The sequence below is a fragment of the Jejudonia soesokkakensis genome, from assembly GCF_042664795.1.
Classification (GTDB): domain Bacteria; phylum Bacteroidota; class Bacteroidia; order Flavobacteriales; family Flavobacteriaceae; genus Jejudonia; species Jejudonia soesokkakensis.
Map to the genome: position 1 here is coordinate 377688 of NZ_JBHTBN010000002.1, position 21697 is coordinate 399384.

The following is a 21697-nucleotide window of genomic DNA, read 5'->3' on the forward strand; positions in this document are numbered from 1 at the left end:
TATGGTAGAGTATCAGCAAATTTTAAATACCATTTATGAGCGCTTACGTGTTGTTAAAAATAAAGGAGAAGTCGCACATTATATTTCAGAACTAGCGACAGTAGATCCTACTAATTTTGGCATCTATCTCAACAGGATAAAAGGAGACAATTTCTGTGTAGGAAACTGGGATATTCCTTTTTCTATACAAAGTATCTCAAAAGTATTAAGTTTTGCCAAGGCATTTTCACTTCAAAAAAACAAGGTTTTTAACCGGTTGGATGTAGAACCTTCAGGAAATCCTTTTAATCATATGGCATTATTGGAGTTGGAAAATGGAATCCCAAGGAATCCCTTTATCAATTCTGGTGCGATTGTCATTGCAGATATTTTAGTTTCAGAATTAGAGAATCCAAAACAAGATTTTTTAAACTATGTTAGAGATATTACCAATGATCCCACCATTGATTTTGATGTAAAAGTGGCAGTTTCCGAAGCAGAAACAGGGTATAATAACTATGCTGCAGCAAATTTGTTAAAGTCCTTCGGGAATTTACAAAATGATGTCGAAGAGGTGCTCGATTTTTATTTTCATCAATGTGCTATCGCGATGAATTGTAAGCAATTGAGTGATGCTTTTTATTTATTTGCTAACCGCGGAAAATGCATGCGTGGCATTGCTCACTTAACAACAAATCAAGTAAAACGGATTAACGCAATCATGCTTACGTGTGGTTTCTACGATGAAGCAGGAGAGTTCGCTTTTGAAGTAGGGCTTCCCGGAAAAAGTGGTGTAGGTGGAGGAATTGTGGCTTTATTACCTAATGAATTTACCATTACCTGCTGGTCTCCAGGCTTGAACGAAAAAGGGAATTCATTATTGGGAATGCAGGCATTAGAACTATTTACCACCGAAACTAAACAATCTATCTTTTAAGACGTTTGCATGTATATGAGTAATCCCCAACATAACAACAGAATTTTAATTTTTGGTGCCAGCGGATTTATTGGCAATACAGTTTACAAGGAACTTCTGCCCTATTTTAATGTCTTTGGCACCTATTGCAATGCAAAAGGATTTGAGAACAATCAGGTGTTTTTTAACTATGATGTAGAAAAAGATCATATGTATGAATTATTGAATGCGGTTCAGCCTGGAGTAATCATTTCCTGTCTACGTGGCGATTTTAAAGCACAATATAAAGCCCATGAAGAATTAAAAAGCTACGTGGCCACCCATGATTGCAAGTTGTTATTTTTATCATCAGACTGTGTATTTGATGGAAAATTTGAATTTCCATCCTATGAGCATGATTTGGTTAAAGCTGAAAGTAGTTATGGAAGGTATAAAATTTCTGTAGAGAGAATGCTACAGGAAATCCCTTCGGAAAAGTTTGTCATCTTGAGGTTGCCAGTGGTACTAGGAGTAAATGCTCCAAAAATTGAGCAATTAAAACAAGCTGCAATGCACCATGCGGCCTTTGAAGTGTATCCTAATTTAATAATTAGTGTCACACTGGCCGATAAAATCGCACAACAGGTTCATTATATTATCAATAAAAAGTTGCAGGGTATTTTTCATCTCGCTTCGGAAGATGTTGTGCATCATGCAGATATTTTTCAGGAAATAGCTTCGAAATTAGGAGATAAAAGCCCTATTTTTAAAAATGTTTACGGGAGAAATGATGATACTTACCTGGCAATACTTCCTAAAAAAAATACATTGCCAAAAACCTATCGTATCACTGTTGAGGAAGTAATTGAGGCCTGTACCTTAAAAGAAGAAATTTATACATTAAAAAACTAAGTTATGAAACCATTATCTGAAAATGAAATCCACGAAAAATTAAAAGATTGTCCTAATTGGGAATATTTTGAAAATGCTATCCATACCACGTTAGAGTTTGAAGATTTTAAAGATTGCTTTGCCATTATGACACGCATAGCCTTTGAAGCTGAAGAAATGCAGCATCACCCTGACTGGACAAACATCTACAATAGGCTAGCAATAGCTTTAAATACGCATGATGCAGAGGGTGTGACCGAAAAAGATTTTAAATTGGCAAAGATCATTGATGGTTTAGTAGGATAAGTGTTGCCAAATCGTACAATTTTATATTTTTGCATTTATAATTAACTAGATTCCCACTTTAGGGAAAGAAATATACATTTTTAATGGGAAGAGCTTTCGAATTTAGAAAAGCACGTAAAATGAAGCGTTGGTCTGCTATGTCCAAAGCTTTTACACGTATAGGTAAAGATATTGTTATGGCGGTAAAAGAAGGAGGGCCAGATCCAGATTCGAACTCCCGCCTACGTGCCGTGATACAAAATGCAAAGGCTGTCAATATGCCTAAAGACAATGTCGAACGTGCAATTAAAAGAGCTAGCGATAAAAGCCAAGGAGATTACAAGGAAGTAATTTTTGAGGGATATGCACAGCACGGTATAGCCGTATTAATTGAAACCGCAACCGATAATAACACACGAACTGTTGCAAATGTTAGGGCGGCATTTAATAAAACCGACGGAAGTCTTGGCACATCAGGATCTGTAGTTTTTATGTTTGATCATGTCTGTAATTTTCGTGTCAAAGCAGATGGTTTAGACCTTGAGGAGTTAGAACTAGAACTAATTGATTTTGGTGTGGAAGAAATTTTTGAGGATGAAGATGGTGTGTTGATCTATGCTCCTTTCGAAAGCTTCGGAAACATCCAGAACTTTTTAGAAGAAAGAAATATCGAAATTCTATCTTCTGGTTTTGAAAGAATTCCGCAGGTAACCAAGAAATTAAATGCTGAAGAGACTGCAGATGTAGAAAAACTTTTGGAAAAGTTGGAAGAAGATGATGATGTACAAAATGTATATCATACCATGGAAGAAGCTTCCGAAGAATAAAAAAATCTTAAATCTGTTACAAAAAAAGCCCTGAAGTAACTTCAGGGCTTTTTTTTTTATGGAATTAAATATTTATTAATTTACATTTTCAAAATGAAGTGAGGAAGCGCCCGGTAAATTTCCAGAAAATGAAGCAGATAAATTTCCACCAGTTCCTATATTATCAAATAATAATACTCTCCCACCATTGTTTGCTCTTTCAGCAATAAAAACAGTTCCTGAATCAGAATCATATGCAACTGAAACTGGATTTCCTAATCTTGTAAAAGTACCTGATACTCTAACCTGGCTAGAAATAGCAAGTGTTTCGCCAGAATTTGTTGAATTATACTTAGTGAGAAAATCACTTATCACATGAAAGCCACCATCTGTATTTGAATCTGCGTCACCGATGTCTGTTGCTACAAGTGTAGTGCCGTCATAGACAATCCCATGAGTTCTTGTAATTCCTCCAAGAGTGATTCTTTTTGTAGGAGCTACCACAGCATCTGTGGTGTTATTTCCAATAAAATTACTGAAAGATGCTATATCTCCAGTTTTGTCTACAACTACAAATAAATCATCTCCAATAAAATCAATACCCCAAACCGCAAAATCTACCGTTATTGTGTTTCTCAATGTGTAAGTTGAACCGGATTTATTAAAAATAAAAAATCTTCCACCTTCTGTCATTGGGTCATTGTCAAAATCTGCATTATCTGACACAACGACAAAATTACCATTTACTGCAATATCTCTTGGACTTTCTAGAACTGATGCACTTGAAAAGTCTGGTGTAATTGCATCTCCATTATTTGCCTGAGATATATTATTGTATGAATTAATAGTTCCGTCTGTTCTTGAGACTTGGGTCAATTGATCCTGAGCCGCATCATAGAATATACCTTCTGCATCATTCGATTGAGTTACTAAAGTTCTGGCGAAAATACCAGCGCCATTCGTAAAATCATAGCTCGTAACATTTCCATTGGTATTGTTAGAGATATACAAATTAGCAATAATAGTAGCGTTAATTGTATCATCCGTGCTCACAGAATTGTCATCAAGACATGAACTTACTAAAAAGCTAAGCGCAATGATAAAAAAGACGTTTTTAAAAATTTTCATAAAGTGTTTTTGTTTTGATTATTACATTTTTATAGCAAAAAACATACCACAGCTAGGCCATGATATGCTTTTTGTCCTTTTTAATTTATAACTTATTCTTTAGCGAGATATAAGGATGATGCACCACTTAAAGTAGCATTCATCATAGGTCCAATATTTCCACCAGCTTCAAAGTTTGTATATGATACAACTCTTCCTCCACCATTAGCTCTTTCTGCTATATACACAATTTGGTTTTCAGCATCATATTCGGCTGCAACTGGATTACCAAGCAATGTTAATGCACCAGAAACCCTTGTTTGATCAGCTACTGCGAGAGTCCCTCCATTTGCAACTGCATCAAATTTTGATTGGAAGTTTGTAATCACATGAAAGCCTCCGTCTGTATCAGAATCTGCATCACCAATGTCTGTCAATACCATGGTACCTCCATCAAAAGCAATACCATGAGTTCTTGTAATACCTTCTACTGTTATACGCTTTGAAGCTTCAACAGTTGCATTTGTAGTATTTGAAGATGCAAAATTTGTAAATACTGCTATGTCTGAAGTAGTATCGACTACAGCAAACAAATCATTTCCAACAAATTCAATTCCCCAAACTTTAAAATTTACAGTAACAATGTTTCGAAGGTTAAAATTATTTCCTGTTTTAGTATATACAAAAAGCCTTCCATCTGCAGTGACTGGATTCCCATCTGCATCTGAATTATCTGCAACTACATAAATGTTTGAACTTACTGCTATATCTCTAGGGCTAATAAGATCTGCACTACTAGAAGCGCTTACTGTAATGGTTGCACCATTTTCTGTAATAGAAGCATCTGCATAAGTATTTAATTGTAATAAAGATCTTGATGCCTGTGTTACTTGATCGGTTGTAGCATCGTAATAAATCCCTTCAGAATTAAGAGATAGAGTCAATAATGTATTTGAATCAAATGAACTATCATCATTTACATCATAACGTGTAACGTTTCCGTCTGAATTATTAGAAGCATATAATCTTGACTCAAGATTTGCTTCATCCCCAGTGCCATTTCCATTATCATCACTGCTACAAGCTATGGCGAAAATTGAAAATAGGGCACTCAATGTTAAAATTTTTACTGTTTTCATAATTATTTAGATTTGTTTCTACATAAGTACGAAGGTTTATAAATTTTAGTATTTAAAGCTATCATTATTAACTGCAATTTAACACCGCATATTTGATTTACAGATACTTAAAAAATAATATACAACTCATATTTAACAACCTATTATTATAAAAAAGTGTCAAGAAAATAGTAAAAAGAACTAAAAATTTAGGAATAACGATCTACTCTGCCTTTAACTCCTACATAATAGGTTTTGAGAATTTGAGTATCAGCTTCAATATCTCCCGTTGGGTAAAAGGGAGGATTTATTTTTACAGTTTTTGTAGCGTAATCGAAGGCAACTGGAAAAATAGGTACTTGTGCTTGTTGAGCAATGTAATAATACCCCGTTTTCCACACAGTTACTTTTTTACGGGTACCCTCAGGAGCTAATGTAAGCCTAAATTCTTTTTTATTCCTGAAGATTTCTGCGATAGCCTCTACTTTATTTTGACCAGGAGTTCGATCTAAAGATGCACCGCCCATCCATTTAAAATACCAGCCAAAGGGCCATGAAAACAATTCTTTTTTTGCCACAAAATTGATTTCAACTCCTAACAATTTCCTCGTAAATACTCCAATATAGAAATCATGCCAACTCGTATGTGGGACCACAATAATTACGGCTTTTTTTATAGTTGGATCCATTTCACCTTCTATTTTCCACTCTAATATGTTATTGAAAATAAATTTCGAAAGACCCATGTGTTACTTAGCTATCGAGTGATTTTACATTTTTAGATATAAACTACGCAATTTTTCGCGAGTCATAATGGATTCCCAGTTTTCTCCTAATGCATTTTCCCACAATGGAACCAAACTTAATGCAATATCAATCATAGTGTTCATCTGTGTATCTGTAAGGTCTTTGCATAATCCCTTCGGAATATCTATCTGATGCTCACTTACCATTTTCTTGAAAAGAATTACATCTTCAGGGTAGAATTCATCCAAGTGGTCAAATACAATACAGTTTCCAATCCCATGTTTTGTTCCTAAAACATAGGATAAACCATAACTCATCGCATGAGCTACCCCTACCTGTGAATATGCAATACTCATCCCTCCATGCCAAGAAGCCATCATTAATTTCCCTCTTGAATCCTCGGGAGTTATTTCCTTACCTAAAAAAATCTCCATACAAAGGTCGTATGCTTTTTCACCATAGCTCTGACTAAAGGCATTCAGAAAAGTTCCGTTAAGTGATTCTACGCAATGGATAAAACAATCCATTCCTGTATAAAACCATTGGTTTCGAGGAACATCTTTAGTTAGATCCGGATCCAAAATTACTTGATCAAAAGGTGTAAAATCACTGTTTATGCCTAATTTTTTTATAGGTCCGGTCAACACTGTTGTCCTGGAAACTTCGGCTCCTGTCCCAGAAATTGTTGGAATTCCTACATGATACACCGCTTTATTCTTTACAAGATCCCAACCCTGGTAATCTGCAGCGCTTCCCTTGTTTGTCAACATAATGGAAACTGCTTTGGCAAGATCGAGAATGGTACCTCCTCCAATACCTATGATACCAGAAGGCTTATAGTTAAATTCAGACTTGATATCTTTTACAATTTGATCTACCTGTTCGGTTTTAGGTTCTTCATCTGCCGATACAAATAGTAATTTATCATTAAATCGAAGTGTGATTCTATCAACTAAATCCTTATTTCCTTTAAAGACATCATCAACTAAAAATATAAAAGGAGCTTTATCTTTTCGCTGAGGAGCAATAATAGAAGATAGTTGATCAAAGCTTCCCTGTCCAAATACTACTTTTGGCACCATTGGGAAGTTTCTGAATTTATTGTTTACCGTATGCTTGTTTTCTTCTTTTAAGGCTTTATTTGCTCTTACCAAATCCTCGGGAGTGTCAATTTCTATACCCTGAACATTGGTTACTGCCATCTTAATGTTTTTTCCATATTCGAGATAGCGAATACATTCAATTTTTTCGGCAGCCTCTAAGGTTCGCATAGGTAATTTGTAAAAATCTAGCAAAGCTTGTTTTCTAAAAGCATAAATTCCTTTATGCTTATAATATTGCACTGCTGCATTTTTATCTCGAGGATACGGAATTGGAGAGCGTGAAAAATATTGAGCAAAATTATCTTTATCAACAATAACCTTGACGCAATTAGGATCACTTATCTCTTTCCAGTCATTTATTTCGGTCATTAAGGATGCAAGATCTATTTTTTTTGCATCTTCTCCTTTAAACAATTTTAATACCTGTTCCAATCCTTCTTTACTCGTAAAAGGTTCATCTCCCTGAACATTTACCACTATATCCACGTCCATGTGTTCTACAGCTTCAGCTATACGATCACTTCCAGATTCGTGTTCTTTTATACTCATGATGGCTTTGCCACCATGAAGTTCTATTTCGTCATAAATAATCTGACTGTCGGTAACTACATATACTTCATCAAAGAGACTGGTCTCTTTGGTCGCTTCATACGTTCGCACAATCACAGGCTTGCCGCCTAAATCTTGCATTAGTTTTCCTGGAAATCGAGAGGCACCATAACGTGCCGGAATCATTGCTATTATCTTCAAAATGGTATGTTAGTGTCTAAAGGGTTTCAAAAATAGAAAGATTATGCACGTAGACGTGGTTTTTTCCGAAGCTTTTTAAATAAATTTAAAATTAGAACAAAAAGTAAGACTACAAGGATAAAAGCAACAACCGGTATAAAAATAGCCGCTATGCTTAATACTGTAGAGCCACCAGTTTCTACGGTAGCTACCACAGGATTTGCCACCCCACCTGTAGTTGCTGTAGATGTTAAGCGTAATGCAGAAGCACTCCCTTTTACAGCTGCAGCCGTGCCACCACCAGCAATTATAGCTAATGCCCAGGTTATAATGGGGTCTATATCTGCCATTGTGGCAACCATTACTGCTGTTCCTGCAATGGCTGCTAATGGGATAGCGATTGTATCCAAAGCATTATCTACCCACGGAATATAATATCCTCCAATTTCTATAAGGGTAGCCACCCCCATCGTTATTACTGCGATTAAGCTGCCTGCCCATTGCCAGCTTTCATCTAATGGAATTACTTCAAAATAACCAGCTAAGCTTACCATCAGTAAGGGTAGAAATACTCTAAAACCTACTGCTGCTGCAAGACCAATGCCTAAAAAAATACTGACTATAATATCAAATGTCTCCATGCGCTACGAATCTACAAAAAAGTCATTTTTAAAACCGATTAAATATAATCTTTCTTTCGCCCGTGTCATTGCTGTATACAGCCATCGTAAGTATTCTTTATCAATTCCATTTGGTAAATAAGGCTGCTCTACAAATACCGTATTCCACTGCCCTCCTTGAGACTTGTGACAGGTTATAGCATAAGAGAATTTGACTTGTAATGCATTAAAGAATTTATTCTTTTTTACTGAAAGGAACCGCTTGTAATTAGATTTTTCGTTTGCATAGTCTTTCATAACTTCTTGGTATAATTTATTGGAGTCCTCATAGGATAATGAGGGAGTTTCAGAAGTAAGTGTATCTAATAATAACACAGTCTCAAAAGGATGCATCTTAGGATAATCGACCATTTGTACCTTCACTTCTGCAAACTTAAATCCATAGAGTTCTTTAAAACTGAAAATCTCCAGCACTTCAACGATATCTCCATTGGCAATAAAACCTGCTTCACTTTCCGAAGAAATCCAAAAATAATTATTTTTTACTGTCATTAAATAATCCCCTGCACTAAGTTCTTCTTCCTGAAACAAAATTCTGCTTCGAATACTTTGGTTGTAAAGATTAGCACGCTTATTTGAACGCACAATAATTACACTTTCTTCATTACCAGCATTGCTATAGCAATCACTAATAGCATCCATGATTTCTTGTCCGTCTGCAGGTCTAACGACATCTTCAAAGTCTGCTGTTAATTTAAAATCTTCATAAAATCCATTTTCAAGTCGCTCTCTTAGCAAGGTAGCATTTGCCAAAATCCCACTATTTGTCTGTTGCCGAACAACTTCGTCAAGCTCTATTCCTATTACAGTTTTGTTATACTGATTTTCAAGTGTTCTTGGGTCAAGAGCAGGGCTTATATCCAATTTAATAGGTGGTAGCTGCGCTGTATCGCCAATAAGTAACAACTTACAATTGTAACCACTATAAATATAATCCATCAAATCATCCAACAAAGAGCCGTTTTCAAAGAGTTTTGCGTCTTGATTAATATCTGGAATCATAGAGGCTTCGTCTACAATGAAGATACAATTGCGATGTTTATTTTTCTGAAGCGTAAAAGAAACCCCTCCTCCTTTTTTACTTTTTGGATAGTAAATTTTTTTATGGATGGTAAATGCCTCCTGATTGGAATAATTGCTAATTACCTTTGCGGCTCTGCCTGTTGGAGCCAATAAAACCGAGGATTGTTTTGCTTTCCAGAGGTTTTTGACCAGCGTACCCACAATGGTGGTCTTTCCAGTTCCTGCATATCCTTTGAGCAAAAACACCTCATTTTTAGCTCCTTCAATCACAAATTTTGACAGTAATTGCAATGCAACATCCTGTTTTGCAGTAGTAGTATGCAAAAAATCTGTTTTTAATAATCCATAAAACCTCGAAACGTCCATCGTATCATTTACCTGTTGGGCGTTAAATATAGCCATGATTTTTTCGGAATATACTTTTACGAACAAAAAAAAATTGTAGATTTGCGATAGACCTTATAAACATAAAGTAACCTTCATTTTAAAATTATGATCTTATTAATAATTGGAATTGTTCTTTGTATTCTGCTAGTATTCCTGATTGAAAAATTTGTCCCTAAAAAATTCAATAAGTTTATCTCATTGATTCTATGGATTTTAATTGCATTTTTAGGATATAAATTATACGACTCTGTTATTGGACCCGTAAAATTTAATGAACAGAAAGAGATTCGATACGCTAAGGTGATTAAAAACCTTAAGGACATCAAAGCAGGAGAACTTGCTTACAATGAGATCAATGGAAAGTTTACAAAAAATTTCGACAGTCTTGTCCGTTTTATAGATACGGCTCAATTTGCAATTGTTCAAAGGCGTGATAGTAGCTATGCAGATGTTGAAAAAAATAAGGCATACGGAATTGACTCTGGTTATTTTATAGATGTGATCGTCACAGATACTTTAGGATTTACTTCTGTAAGAGACTCTTTATATGATGGAACAGATCGGTACAAAACTATGATGAATGTTCCTGGAACTGATCAGCAATTTGAATTGAACGCTGGATCCATCGAAAAAAATAATGTAACTTATTCTGTCTTTGAAGCCAAAGTTGCGAAGGATGTTGTTCTTAAAGGAATGGATAAAGATCTTATTTTACAGGAAAAACAAGTAGTTTCGGTTGACGGTGTAAATGGTGCCTACATTAAAGTTGGTTCTATGGACGAAATTAATACAAGTGGAAACTGGCCAAAGATATATGACGCCAAAGAAGAAAAATAATACAATCCATCATACAAATCAAAGTCTGTCCGTTCATGTTTCATTGACCGGACTTTCTTTTTTAATTACTTCGGAAGCTACTTCCGAAACGTTGCATTTTTCAGAAATAAATTTCATCACTCCAGCAACACCCGAAGAATTATTACTGGAGATAGAAAAGGCATTGACGAGCAAGGAAGATTTGCAAACAAACTTTGAAAATATCAATGTGGTATATGCAACAGACTTATATACCATAGTCCCAGAATCCTTATTTGATGAAAATAAAGCAAGTGAATACTTAAAGTTTAACGCAAAGATCCTTGCCAATGATTTTATTGCTTCAGATGTCGTAAAGGACCATCCAATGGTCGTGGTATATGTTCCTTTTATAAATATTAATAATTTCTTTTTTGATCGCTTCGGAAGCTTTACCTATTACCATGCTGTTACAATACTGTTGGAAAAAATACTCCATAGTGAAGAACAGGGAATAAATCCCAAAATGTATATTAACGTAAATAAAGAACATGTAGACTGCATAATAGTTGATGGTAATTCTCTACAATTATGTAATACCTACAATTTTAAAACGCCCGAAGATTTTATCTACTATATACTTTTTGCTTTTGAGCAATTAAAATTAAATCCCGAAACAACACAAACCATTGTAATGGGAGCTATAAATTTTGAAGACGATACCTATGCCATGTTATATACCTACATAAGGCATATTTCTTTATTTGAGGATGCTACAGGGATTTCAATAGATTCTGAAGCCAACCACCAACATATCATTCTAAAATCTTTGGCTTCATGCGAATAATTTCTGGATCACATAAAGGGAGACGATTATCTGCTCCAAAAAATTTGCCTGTACGCCCTACCACCGATTTTGCAAAAGAGGGATTGTTCAATATCCTTCGAAATCAGTTCAATTTTTCTGAAATAAACGTATTAGACCTTTTTGCAGGTACAGGAAACATTAGTTTTGAGTTCGCTTCCAGAGGAGTAACTGAGATAACAAGTGTTGATTCATACTATGGTTGTGTGCAGTATATATCTAAAATAGCCGAAGAGTTTGAGTTTCCTATTCAGGTTATAAAAGCCACTACTGAAAAGTTTTTAACGAATTCAAATGGCAAGTATTCAATTATTTTTGCAGATCCGCCTTATAATTTTGAAGTAGAGGACTTAAGCAAAATTGTTTCTACTATTTTTGAAAATAATTTGCTAAAGGAGGAGGGAATTATTATCATTGAACACGCCAAACACAGAGATTTATCACAAATTTCTCATTTTAAGCATCTAAGAAAGTATGGTGGTTCTGTGTTTAGTTTTTTTGACTAACAAAAGCTATTATGACCTCACCTACCCCTAGAATTCTTGATTTAGACTTTGTCTATATCGAACTCTACGATAATTATATGATTTCTACCATCCGTGAGGGTGTCGTGTTCGATAAAGAACACCTGGAACGCTTCTACACAATATTTGACACTTATTATGCAAATAAACCGGTAGCATACATTTCGAATAGAGAATATGACTATACCGTTGACCCCACATGTTATATTCAAGGTTCAGAATACAAAAACCTAGTAGCCATGGCGATTTGGTGCCACAATGAAGCTAGTTACAATACTGCAAAGTTCGAAAAGAACTTTTACTCACGCCCTTTTGACATATTCTATAATCTTGAAGATGCAAAAGAATGGATTTTTGAAATTCTAAATCAAAATAAAAAATAGCAGACCTGTAAGCCGGGTTCTGTCTGTAAACAAATGTTACAGCCTTATCATTTATCTGGACGTTTAATTACTTAAACGCTCTATCTGCCTACCCTCCAGCAATGGGCGGGAACCCTTACATACTGGTATACATGGCATTTCACCGCATAGAGTTTACCTGGTTTCACTACAGCATTACCTGTACATTCTTTCTGTTGCACTAGTCCTCTCCAGATAATATAGTCTGGATGACGGCTGTTAGCCGCTATGCCTCCCTATGGTGCCCGGACTTTCCTCCACAGACAAGAGTGTTAACTCTGTCTGCGACGATAAGGCGGTCTGCTACTGCAAAAGTAGACCAATGTTAATAAATACCACAAATTGTGAGTATGTATTTTTTACTAAACAGACCTACATCCGTATATTTGTTTACTACGCTATGGAACATTTTATCGTATCGGCCAGAAAATACAGACCTACCGTTTTTAAAGACGTTGTGGGACAGCAGGCGATTACAAATACATTAGAAAATGCCATAGAAAATAATCATTTAGCGCAGGCTTTGCTTTTTACTGGTCCAAGAGGTGTAGGAAAAACAACCTGTGCACGGATACTGGCTAAAAAAATTAATCAGGATGGTACCGAAAAAGCCGATGAGGATTTTGCTTTTAATATTTTCGAATTAGATGCAGCTTCAAATAACTCGGTAGATGATATTCGGAATTTAATTGATCAGGTACGTATTCCACCTCAGGTAGGCCAATACAAAGTTTATATTATTGATGAGGTGCATATGTTATCTTCCGCAGCATTTAATGCATTCCTTAAAACGTTGGAAGAGCCTCCAAAACATGCTATATTTATATTAGCTACTACCGAAAAACATAAAATAATCCCAACGATTCTATCTCGTTGCCAGATCTTCGATTTCAAAAGAATTACGGTACAGGATATAAAAGGGCATCTTGTAGAAGTTGCCAAATCTGAAGGTATAGAAGCCGAAGATGATGCCCTACACGTAATCGCTCAAAAAGCCGATGGCGCTCTTCGTGATGCACTTTCTATTTTTGATCGTGTGGTGAGTTTTAGTGGAAACATAATGACCCGCGAGGCAGTTACCGAAAATTTAAATGTCCTAGATTATACCTATTACTTTACGATCACAGATTTATTACTTGAGAATAATATTCCAAGAGTATTGGTGGCCTATAACGAAATTCTTTCCAAAGGTTTTGACGGACATCATTTTATCATGGGACTTGCTTCTCATTTTAGAGATTTGTTGGTTTGCAAAAATCAGGAAACCATTGAGTTGTTAGAGGTTGGTGAACAGGTAAAGACGTTATATTTTGAACAATCTCAAAAAACAGATCCTGACTTTTTAATTGAAGCAATCGATATTGCTAATGGTTGTGATTTAAAATATAAAACCAGCCGTAATCAGCGGTTACTCGTTGAACTTTGTTTACTGCAATTGGCATCCCTCACTGCCAAAGGCGAAAAAAAAAACTTTAACGTAAACCAAAAGCGGTTTGTACTCCCTCCCTCCCATTTTAAAGATGTTGTAGTTTCTCCTTCAAAAAAGAGTATCGCATCAGCTTCGGAAAAAGAAGTTGTTTCAGTAAAGACCGAAATTATTGAAGAAAATAAAGTTACAAAAGAGCCTACAGCAGCTACCTTACAACCTTCTGCTGAAGCTACTCCCGTCAAAGAACGAGTGATAGAACGTCCGCAAATTCTGGCAGAACGCAATGCAGAAAAAGTTTCGGCGCTTTCTTTAAAAAGTATTCAGAAAAAACAACAACTCAAAAAAGAACGAGTTGCCAATCAGCCAGATGAAAAAGACTTACCTAAGGAAGAATTTTCAGAAAAAGAAATGGTGGCTACCTGGAATCAATTTTCAAAAAAAGTGGAAGAAGAAGGGAAATACAACCTCCTCTCCCATCTTACTATGGGCATTCCCAAACTTGAAGGAACCTTAATTCACCTAGAATTTCCTAATGATACGATTAAAGTAGAAGTCGAGCGTGAAAAATATGAATTACTTGGGTTTCTTCGAAAAGAATTAAACAATTATGACATCGATCTGTCCATTGAAGTGAATGAAACTTCGGCTAAGCGATATGCCTATACTGCACGGGAAAAATATGAGAAACTTAGGGAGAAAAATCCAATGCTGGATAAATTGAGAGAAGATTTTGATTTGGACCTGTAATGAAAGAACATAACTCTATACAAATGCTGGGCTTAAAATTACCTACAGATCCGCGGTGGGTAAATATCGTAGAAATGAATATTGAGGAAATACTCACAGATCATGCCTATTGTGAGCAAAAGGCCGCGTCTACAGCAATATCGCTAATCGTTTCTTTTCCCGAGTATACTGAGCTCATCCAAGAGATGGTGTTATTGGTAAAAGAAGAGATTAGTCATTTTAAAATGGTACACGACAAGATCATTGAAAGAGGTTGGGTAATGGGTCGTGACCGCAAAGATGACTATGTTATCGCTATTACAAAGTTTTTTCCAAAAGGAGGAAGTCGCACCACACAATTAGTACATAGATTATTATATGCTGCTTTGATTGAAGCAAGAAGCTGTGAGCGTTTTCGATTGCTTTCTGAAGAATTGGAAGATAAAGAACTAGCGACCTTTTATCGAAATCTAATGGTAAGCGAGGCCAATCATTATACTATGTTCTTAGGCTTTGCAAGACAGTATGGCGACCGAAAGGAAGTAGATAAAAAATGGCAGCAATTGCTCGATTTTGAGGCAGAAGTGATGAAAAACTTGAGCACAGGTGAGAGCATTCATGGGTAGAATTGTTATGCGCAACATGGGTGAGACCTCTAAAACACTCAAATTATCAGCAAAAAATTATATCATACCGCTCTAAATCAATCAAAACCAATTCGCTTACAAGAATACGGCATTGGTATTTTCCCAACCATTTCAACCAAATCGGCTTTAAAGAAAGCGATCAAAAAAGGGCTTATTACTATAGATGAAACTTTGGCCTCTACGGCGACCTATATATATGGCGGAGAGCAACTAATATTTACTCCAGAAGTTTCAGAAAATAATGCTATCATAGTTGAAATAAAGATTGACGTTCTTTTTGAAGATGATTTTCTTGCCATAGTAAACAAACCTGCAGGATTATTGGTAAGTGGAAATAAACACAAAACTCTGGTCAATGTGTTACCACAATTTCTATCCCTTTCTTCTGAAAGTGATGCACTCACAACTCCGCAGCCTGCTCACAGATTGGATTTTGCAACTCATGGCCTCGTGGTGGTTGCCAAAACAAAAAGTACACTTGTAACGCTTCAGAAAGCATTTAAAGAAAAGAAGATCTCTAAAACATACTATGCAATAACGATTCATAAGCTTCCACCTGATGGAACGATTACGACTTCAGTTGATGGAAAACCTTCAGAAACCAGTTATAAAGTAGTACAATCGGTGGCTTCAAAACGGTTTGAAACATTACATTTAGTACAGCTTTTTCCGAAGACAGGAAGAAGGCATCAGCTGCGAAAACATTTACAAGGAATAGGGTCGCCAATTTTAGGAGATAAACTTTATTGTAAACCCAAAGATATTTTAAAAGGCAAAGGATTGTATTTACAGGCAACAGCAATAAAATTTGAACATCCCGTTACTTCTGAAACGGTACAAGTTTCGATTCCGCTTCCGAAGAAATTCTTAAAAATTTTCCCAGAAACAATTCTATTGAACCTCTAATTCCTGTGCTTTCTTTTCGTTATACAGGCTTTTTACAATTCCATCTGCCAGTCCAATTTTGGGAACAAACATATTTTTTGCTTTGGCCCATTTCATGGCAGAAAGATAAATGCGTGTCGCAGGAATAATAACATCGGCACGGTCTGGATTCATCTGCAGTTCAAAGATCCGCTCATGGTAGGTATAGGACTTTACTTTTTCGAAAAAATTTGTCATGTAAAAATAACTCAAGGGTTTGCCTACTTTTGTTCCGCTATAGCGGTAAATACTATTAATATTTCCTCCAGAACCTATACAATCTACTTTTTCATATTGTGCGGTATTTTCTTTGATCCAATCACGAACTTCGTCCCAGATACTCTCACGCACCATATCATTAATAATACGAACTGTTCCTAATTGAAATGATCTTGAAACCACAGTTTTCCCATTGGCAAATACTGTAAGTTCGGTACTTCCACCACCAACATCTACATATAGAAAAACTTTATTGTCACTTATTAAATCTTTTAAGTCGGTTGAAGCAATGATTGCCGCTTCGTCGTTACCATCAATAATATTAATATTGATTTCTGTTTCATCTAATAGTTTCTTTGCGATTTGCTTTCCGTTTTTAGCCTCTCGCATTGCTGATGTAGCGCATGCTCTATAAGCAACAACTTTGTGATTTTTCATTAATAGTCTAAAAGCATGCATTGCATCGACCATACGAAGATAATTTTCCTGAGAAATATTTTCTTGTAAAAAAACATCGGCTCCCAAACGAATAGGCACACGAACTAAGGACGTTTTTTTAAACTGTGTTTCATAACCCTCTTTCTCTAAAACCGTTGCAATGAGAAGTCGTATGGCATTAGAGCCAATATCAATTGCAGCATATTTGTCAATTTTTAGCAAACTATTCTTCTAATTTATCTTTAAAATAATCGTACATCTTAAACTGTGAACGTACTTTTTCTTTTTTATTCTTACGGTAACGGTTTGATTGATTTTCAGAAATGATACGCGCCTTTACATTATCATTCCAAGAGATATCGAACGTATCTAAAATGGTTTGCTTAATATCTTCATCATAAATAGGACAAGAAATTTCTACCCTATTGTCTAGATTTCTCCCCATAAAATCTGCAGAAGAAATATACATCTTAGGATCTCCCGCATTTTCAAAAATAAACAAACGCGGATGTTCTAGAAACTTGTCGATCACACTAATCACTTCTATATTTTCGCTCATTCCCTTAATTCCAGGTACCAAACAACAAATTCCCCGAACAATTAGCTTAATCTTTACTCCTGCCCTACTTGCAGCATAAAGTTTATCAATCATTTTAAGATCGGAAAGACTATTGAGTTTTAATTTAATTCCGCTAGCACGACCGTTAATATTGTTAATAATTTCGGTATCAATAAGCTGATATATTGAATTTCTCGTATAATGAGGAGAAACGATTAAATGACGGTATTTTTTAATCTTATAGTTAACTTCAAAAAAATCAAATACCTTATTAATCTCTTTACAGATTTTTTGATCGCTCGTAAAAAGTGTATAATCTGTGTAAATTCTAGCAGTTGATTCATTAAAATTTCCGGTACTAATAAATGCATAGCGCTTCAGTTTATCCTTTTCATTTCTTTCAATAAGACACGCTTTACAATGCACTTTTAACCCAGATACACCAAAAATAAGTTTGACACCCTCACTTTGCATTTGTTCTGCATACTGAATGTTCGCTTCTTCATCAAACCGAGCTTGTAACTCGATTTGGACAGTAACTTCCTTACCGTTTTTAACAGCATTGATTAACGAACTCGCAATGTGTGAAATTTCAGCAAGTCGATAAATGGTTATTTTAATTGAAGTAACATTAGGATCGAGAGCTGCTTCTCTTAAAAACTTAACTACATATGAAAATGTCTGATACGGAGCGTATAGTAAATAATCCTTTTCAGCAATTTTATCAAAGAGACTCCCCTGTAAGCTCAATCCTTTAATGGGTAAGGGCTGAATTTTTTTATATTGGAGATCATTTCGTCCCAAACTTGGAAAACTCATATAATCACGCCGGTTATGATACCGTCCGCCAGGAATGATACTATCGGTATTGTCGATATTCATTTTCTTCATCAAAAACTCCAAGGTTTTTTTATCTATCTTTTTATCATAGACAAAACGCACTGGATCACCAGCACTTCGGTTTTTGACACTTTTCGATATTTTATCGATAAAACTTTTACTCAAATCACTTTCAATATCCAACTCGGCATCACGTGTAATTTTAATCATGTTTGCCGAAATCTTATCATACTTGAAGATGCTAAAAATATTATGTAAGCAATGACGAATTAGGTCATCTAGTATAATGATATATTGCTTCTCGCCATCGGCAGGGAGTACCACAAAACGCTCAATACTTTTTGGAATTTCAATAAGCGCATAATTTGTTTTGGTTTTAAAAATATCATCATCTTTAGACATTTCCATTTTAACAGCCAGATAGGCTGCACTGTCTTTTAACGACGGAAACGCTTCCAGTTCCCCAATCATAATGGTAACTAAAGCCGGACTTACTTTTTGTATAAAATAATCTGAAATAAAGGCGCTTTGCGCTTCCGAAACTTCAGTTTCATTAATGATGTAGATATTTTCTTTTTCAAGCTCCTGCTCAATATCTTTTAAAATATCAAGACTTGCTTTCTGATGTTCAATGACCGTATTGGTAATTTTTTCCATCAGTTCGGTAGCCGAAATTCCTCCTAAAAAGCTTCTTCCTCCCTTGCCAGCTTCAGCAATGCGTTTAATAGTAGCATAACGCACTTTAAAAAATTCATCCAAATTATTTGAGAAGATTCCTAAAAAACGGAGTCTGTCAATTAAAGGAGTCGTGGTATCTTTCGCTTCTTGAAGTACGCGTGCATTAAATTGCAACCAACTGAGTTCTCGATTATAATACGTATTTTCTGCAATAGAATGTTTTGAAGAAGCTGCTGTCATTATTTTAAATCTCTGGGAAATAAGGTTCGTGCTGTTTTTCCAGTAGTAATATTGCTCCAGCTATCAGTTTCAAATTCCAGCATGACAAAACCACAGGTAGGTACATTTTCAATATAGGAGTTTCCCAGCATATTTGCAACAGAAGTAAATGCATGATTATGGCCAACGATCATTACCCTGTCTAAGGTATCGTCCAGATTTTTAATGATTTTCATTACATTTTGTCCGCTAAAGTCATACAAATCATGATTTGTAGAGAAGTCATCTTCAGAAATTCCAAATGTCTTTTTAAAATAGGTAGCAGTCGTCAATGCCCGAACCGCATCACTACTTATCATTTTTTGAGGAGCTGGAACTTCGGTTGCTATTTTTTCTGAAACTAACGTTGCATCATTTTCCCCTCTTTTCTTTAAAGGGCGCTGGTGATCTATCACATCATGCTTCCATGAGGATTTTGCATGACGTACCATATAAAGTGTTTTCATCGTGTTGGATGTGTTTTTTTTTGTTTCTTTCTTTTCTTCGGAAAGGTATAACCTGTCAATAGACATACTCTTATTGTTCGTATTTTAAATATTCTGGATTTTTTCTTTTACTACGGTTGTACTCTACGTACATTCCAGTCTTCTCCATTTTTTCGATAGACAATTCTATCATGCAATCTACTTCTTCTGCCCTGCCAAAATTCAAACTCCACTGGAAAGATTTTGTAACCTCCCCAATTTTCTGGCTTCGGAATGGCTTCCCCTTCATATTTTTGCTCTAATGCTAAAAGTCGCTCTTCGAGCGTGGCTCTATCTTTAATTTCCTCTGATTGGTTTGAAACTAAAGCTCCTAACTGACTTTTCCTAGGGCGTTGTCTAAAGTAATTTACAGCTTTTTCTTCTGAAACTTTAGATGCAATTCCCTTAATGATAATTTGTTGTTCTAATGCTGGCCAGAAAAAGGAGATACAAACATTTGGATTAAAGGCTATGGATTGTCCTTTTTCGCTTTTATAATTCGTATAGAAAATATAACCTTCATCGTCATACTCTTTTAATAATACCACTCTTCCACGTGGAAAACCTTCAGCATCTACTGTGCTTAGAGTCATCGCATTGATTTCATCTACTGTGTTGCTCTTTTCAGCTTCAGAAAACCAATTCTCAAATTGATCAAACGGACTTTTCGCAACACTTTCAATCGTCAATTCTCCTTTTTCATACGATTTACGGTAGTTATGTAGATTAGTATTCATGCAACGATTTCATTTCAGTAAAAATACAAAGAAACTCAAAGAAGCAAGAAGGGGAATATTTAAATTTGGGTTAAATCTTATATATCTATGACCTTCCCATCCTGAGCGAGTATAACATTCTCAAAAATCTCTTGGGCTTCATTTTTAAATGCATCAAGATTAGGATATCGCCCTGAGTAATGACCTAGAATAAGTTGATCTACGTTTGCCTTTTTTGCAATAGCAGCAGCCTCTTTGGCAGTACTATGTTTTGTTTTTTCTGCTAGGTCATAATGCAATTCGAGAAAAGTAGCTTCGTGATACAGTGCTGTAGCATTTTTAATTTGTGGGATAATTTCAGGAAAGTAAGCCGTATCACTACAATAGGCATAGCTTTTGGGCGGATCTGGATTAAAAGTAATCTCTGTATTAGGCACTAAATTTCCATTAGCATCGGGTGCATCAAAACCTTGCTTAATTTTATTGTAATAGCTTAAATCTACGCCTCGGTCTCTTGCCGCATCGATATTTAGTTTACGTTCTCCAGGTTTTTCAGTAAATAAAAAACCATTTGTATATACTCTGTGATCTAACGGAATGGTCGTTACTGAAACTTTATCATCTTCAAAAATGACTTGTGGCTCTTTGTTTTCTAGTTCATGAAAGTACAAGCCATAATTGGTATAACTTTTCCCCAACTTTAACTGAAGCAACACAGCTTCCTTAATGCCTTTTGGTCCGTAAATATGTAAATCGGCCTCACGCCCCAATAATCTGAATGTAGAAATAAGTCCTACCAATCCAAAAAAGTGATCTCCATGCAGATGTGAAATAAATACATGCTTAAGACGGGAAAACTTGACTTTAAATCGGCGTAGTTGAACCTGAGTACCCTCGGCACAATCGATCAAAAATAAGTGCCCTTTTACTTCTAAAACTTGTGAAGTCGGGTTTGCATCCCAGCGGGGCGTAGCAGAATGACAACCAAGTATTGTAAGCTTCATTTTAATACAGTATTCGGTATTCCATCGCAATTTTAGAATTTTTTATTGATAAAAAATTCCTATTATTGAAAAAGCTACCTATTTTGATTTCGTTTAAAATCCTAAATCCCGTTCGATGTCTTCCATCTCAACGACATCTTCAGCTTCTTGAAGGGTAGGCACTACCACCATTTCCATAGGAATATCATCTATGGGTACCGATTGATTTACAATAACAAATGAATGTTTTGTTTTACGATGAATGTTAGACACTTTAAGGTATAACAATAAAGTTTCTAAGTCCATGTCTTTGTAGTTAAGTAAATTAAGTACTACATTCTGACCTTTAAATTTTTTTGGGATTTGATACTCTAAAAAAGAGGCAAATTCTTTTGGATTGGTATATTCGTCAGCTAAAATGACAAGGTTTTCTTTATTCTCTATTTTCATGGAACTGCCC

General features: G+C 35.5%; 23 protein-coding genes and 1 other RNA gene. 11 read left to right on the top strand and 13 right to left on the bottom strand.

Features of this window, described 5'->3' with window-relative positions; all coding sequences use genetic code 11:
* Nucleotide 1 precedes the first annotated feature (1 nt).
* The 4 genes from ACFQO1_RS06390 (at nt 2) to ACFQO1_RS06405 (ending at nt 2877) form a co-directional block, all read left to right on the top strand.
* Entirely contained in the window at nt 2-916 is a 915-nt protein-coding gene (locus ACFQO1_RS06390) for a glutaminase (RefSeq protein WP_380217155.1), read from the top strand.
* A gap of 15 nt (nt 917-931) precedes the next feature.
* The gene (locus ACFQO1_RS06395) at nt 932-1786 is read left to right on the top strand and encodes a sugar nucleotide-binding protein (protein WP_380217156.1); all 855 of its coding nucleotides are present in this window, start codon (nt 932-934) and stop codon (nt 1784-1786) included.
* Nucleotides 1787-1789: 3 nt separating this feature from the next.
* A complete protein-coding gene (locus ACFQO1_RS06400) occupies nt 1790-2071 on the top strand; it encodes a 4a-hydroxytetrahydrobiopterin dehydratase (protein WP_380217157.1) in 282 nt (93 codons plus the stop codon).
* A gap of 83 nt (nt 2072-2154) precedes the next feature.
* Nucleotides 2155-2877 carry a YebC/PmpR family DNA-binding transcriptional regulator gene (locus tag ACFQO1_RS06405; protein ID WP_380217158.1) on the top strand — a complete coding sequence of 241 codons (723 nt, stop codon included), beginning with the start codon at nt 2155-2157 and terminating at the stop codon, nt 2875-2877.
* 75 nt (nt 2878-2952) lie between these two features.
* Here ACFQO1_RS06405 and ACFQO1_RS06410 read toward each other — a convergent pair whose 3' ends face one another.
* From ACFQO1_RS06410 to ACFQO1_RS06435, 6 genes are all read right to left on the bottom strand, one after another.
* Nucleotides 2953-3984, bottom strand: a complete 1032-nt coding sequence (locus tag ACFQO1_RS06410; RefSeq protein ID WP_380217159.1) for a hypothetical protein — start codon at nt 3982-3984, stop codon at nt 2953-2955.
* 92 nt (nt 3985-4076) lie between these two features.
* Complete coding sequence (locus ACFQO1_RS06415; protein ID WP_380217160.1) at nt 4077-5102, bottom strand: hypothetical protein; 1026 nt, start codon at nt 5100-5102, stop codon at nt 4077-4079.
* A gap of 188 nt (nt 5103-5290) precedes the next feature.
* Nucleotides 5291-5827, bottom strand: a complete 537-nt coding sequence (locus ACFQO1_RS06420) for a 1-acyl-sn-glycerol-3-phosphate acyltransferase (RefSeq protein ID WP_380217161.1) — start codon at nt 5825-5827, stop codon at nt 5291-5293.
* Between the two features lie 24 nt (nt 5828-5851).
* Complete coding sequence (gene kdsB / locus ACFQO1_RS06425) at nt 5852-7666, bottom strand: 3-deoxy-manno-octulosonate cytidylyltransferase (RefSeq protein WP_380217222.1); 1815 nt, start codon at nt 7664-7666, stop codon at nt 5852-5854.
* A 56-nt stretch (nt 7667-7722) separates the two neighbouring features.
* Nucleotides 7723-8301: a DUF4126 domain-containing protein gene (locus ACFQO1_RS06430; protein WP_380217162.1), complete on the bottom strand. Its 579-nt coding sequence runs from the start codon at nt 8299-8301 to the stop codon at nt 7723-7725.
* A 3-nt stretch (nt 8302-8304) separates the two neighbouring features.
* Nucleotides 8305-9729: an ATP-dependent DNA helicase gene (locus ACFQO1_RS06435; RefSeq protein ID WP_380217223.1), complete on the bottom strand. Its 1425-nt coding sequence runs from the start codon at nt 9727-9729 to the stop codon at nt 8305-8307.
* 126 nt (nt 9730-9855) lie between these two features.
* On the opposite strand from ACFQO1_RS06435, the gene ACFQO1_RS06440 reads away from it, so the two are divergent.
* Genes ACFQO1_RS06440 through ACFQO1_RS06455 form a run of 4 tightly spaced genes read left to right on the top strand, consistent with a single transcriptional unit; the run spans nt 9856 to nt 12317 of the window.
* Nucleotides 9856-10587 carry a hypothetical protein gene (locus tag ACFQO1_RS06440; RefSeq protein ID WP_380217163.1) on the top strand — a complete coding sequence of 244 codons (732 nt, stop codon included), beginning with the start codon at nt 9856-9858 and terminating at the stop codon, nt 10585-10587.
* Nucleotides 10565-11392 (top strand): DUF3822 family protein, encoded by an 828-nt coding sequence (locus ACFQO1_RS06445; protein ID WP_380217164.1) that lies wholly within the window; start codon nt 10565-10567, stop codon nt 11390-11392. The genes ACFQO1_RS06440 and ACFQO1_RS06445 overlap by 23 nt, the downstream gene beginning before the upstream one ends.
* Nucleotides 11383-11916 carry an RsmD family RNA methyltransferase gene (locus ACFQO1_RS06450; RefSeq protein WP_380217165.1) on the top strand — a complete coding sequence of 178 codons (534 nt, stop codon included), beginning with the start codon at nt 11383-11385 and terminating at the stop codon, nt 11914-11916. The genes ACFQO1_RS06445 and ACFQO1_RS06450 overlap by 10 nt, the downstream gene beginning before the upstream one ends.
* Before the next feature lie 11 nt (nt 11917-11927).
* Nucleotides 11928-12317 carry a hypothetical protein gene (locus ACFQO1_RS06455; protein WP_380217166.1) on the top strand — a complete coding sequence of 130 codons (390 nt, stop codon included), beginning with the start codon at nt 11928-11930 and terminating at the stop codon, nt 12315-12317.
* On the opposite strand, the gene rnpB is transcribed toward ACFQO1_RS06455, so the two are convergent.
* Nucleotides 12310-12642, bottom strand: an RNA gene (rnpB, locus tag ACFQO1_RS06460) — RNase P RNA component class A. The genes ACFQO1_RS06455 and rnpB overlap by 8 nt on opposite strands.
* A gap of 93 nt (nt 12643-12735) precedes the next feature.
* Here rnpB and ACFQO1_RS06465 point away from each other — a divergent pair.
* From ACFQO1_RS06465 to ACFQO1_RS06475, 3 genes are all read left to right on the top strand, one after another.
* Nucleotides 12736-14511 (top strand): DNA polymerase III subunit gamma/tau, encoded by a 1776-nt coding sequence (locus ACFQO1_RS06465; protein WP_380217167.1) that lies wholly within the window; start codon nt 12736-12738, stop codon nt 14509-14511.
* A gap of 23 nt (nt 14512-14534) precedes the next feature.
* Nucleotides 14535-15116 (top strand): MiaE family protein, encoded by a 582-nt coding sequence (locus ACFQO1_RS06470; RefSeq protein WP_380217224.1) that lies wholly within the window; start codon nt 14535-14537, stop codon nt 15114-15116.
* 192 nt (nt 15117-15308) lie between these two features.
* Complete coding sequence (locus ACFQO1_RS06475) at nt 15309-16043, top strand: RluA family pseudouridine synthase (RefSeq protein ID WP_380217168.1); 735 nt, start codon at nt 15309-15311, stop codon at nt 16041-16043.
* On the opposite strand, the gene ACFQO1_RS06480 is transcribed toward ACFQO1_RS06475, so the two are convergent.
* The 6 genes from ACFQO1_RS06480 to ACFQO1_RS06505 form a co-directional block, all read right to left on the bottom strand.
* A complete protein-coding gene (locus ACFQO1_RS06480; protein ID WP_380217169.1) occupies nt 16029-16940 on the bottom strand; it encodes a Ppx/GppA phosphatase family protein in 912 nt (303 codons plus the stop codon). The genes ACFQO1_RS06475 and ACFQO1_RS06480 overlap by 15 nt on opposite strands.
* Nucleotide 16941: 1 nt before the next feature.
* A complete protein-coding gene (ppk1, locus tag ACFQO1_RS06485; protein WP_380217170.1) occupies nt 16942-19035 on the bottom strand; it encodes a polyphosphate kinase 1 in 2094 nt (697 codons plus the stop codon).
* Entirely contained in the window at nt 19035-19520 is a 486-nt protein-coding gene (locus ACFQO1_RS06490) for a SixA phosphatase family protein (RefSeq protein ID WP_380217171.1), read from the bottom strand. Before ACFQO1_RS06490 ends, ppk1 begins: the two co-directional genes overlap by 1 nt.
* A gap of 110 nt (nt 19521-19630) precedes the next feature.
* Nucleotides 19631-20275: a pyridoxamine 5'-phosphate oxidase gene (gene pdxH, locus ACFQO1_RS06495; protein ID WP_380217172.1), complete on the bottom strand. Its 645-nt coding sequence runs from the start codon at nt 20273-20275 to the stop codon at nt 19631-19633.
* 77 nt (nt 20276-20352) lie between these two features.
* On the bottom strand, nt 20353-21258 hold the full coding sequence (locus ACFQO1_RS06500; protein WP_380217173.1) for a ribonuclease Z: 906 nt from the start codon (nt 21256-21258) through the stop codon (nt 20353-20355).
* 93 nt (nt 21259-21351) lie between these two features.
* The gene (locus ACFQO1_RS06505) at nt 21352-21687 is read right to left on the bottom strand and encodes a ribonuclease Z (RefSeq protein ID WP_380217174.1); all 336 of its coding nucleotides are present in this window, start codon (nt 21685-21687) and stop codon (nt 21352-21354) included.
* Between the last annotated feature and the right edge of the window lie 10 nt (nt 21688-21697).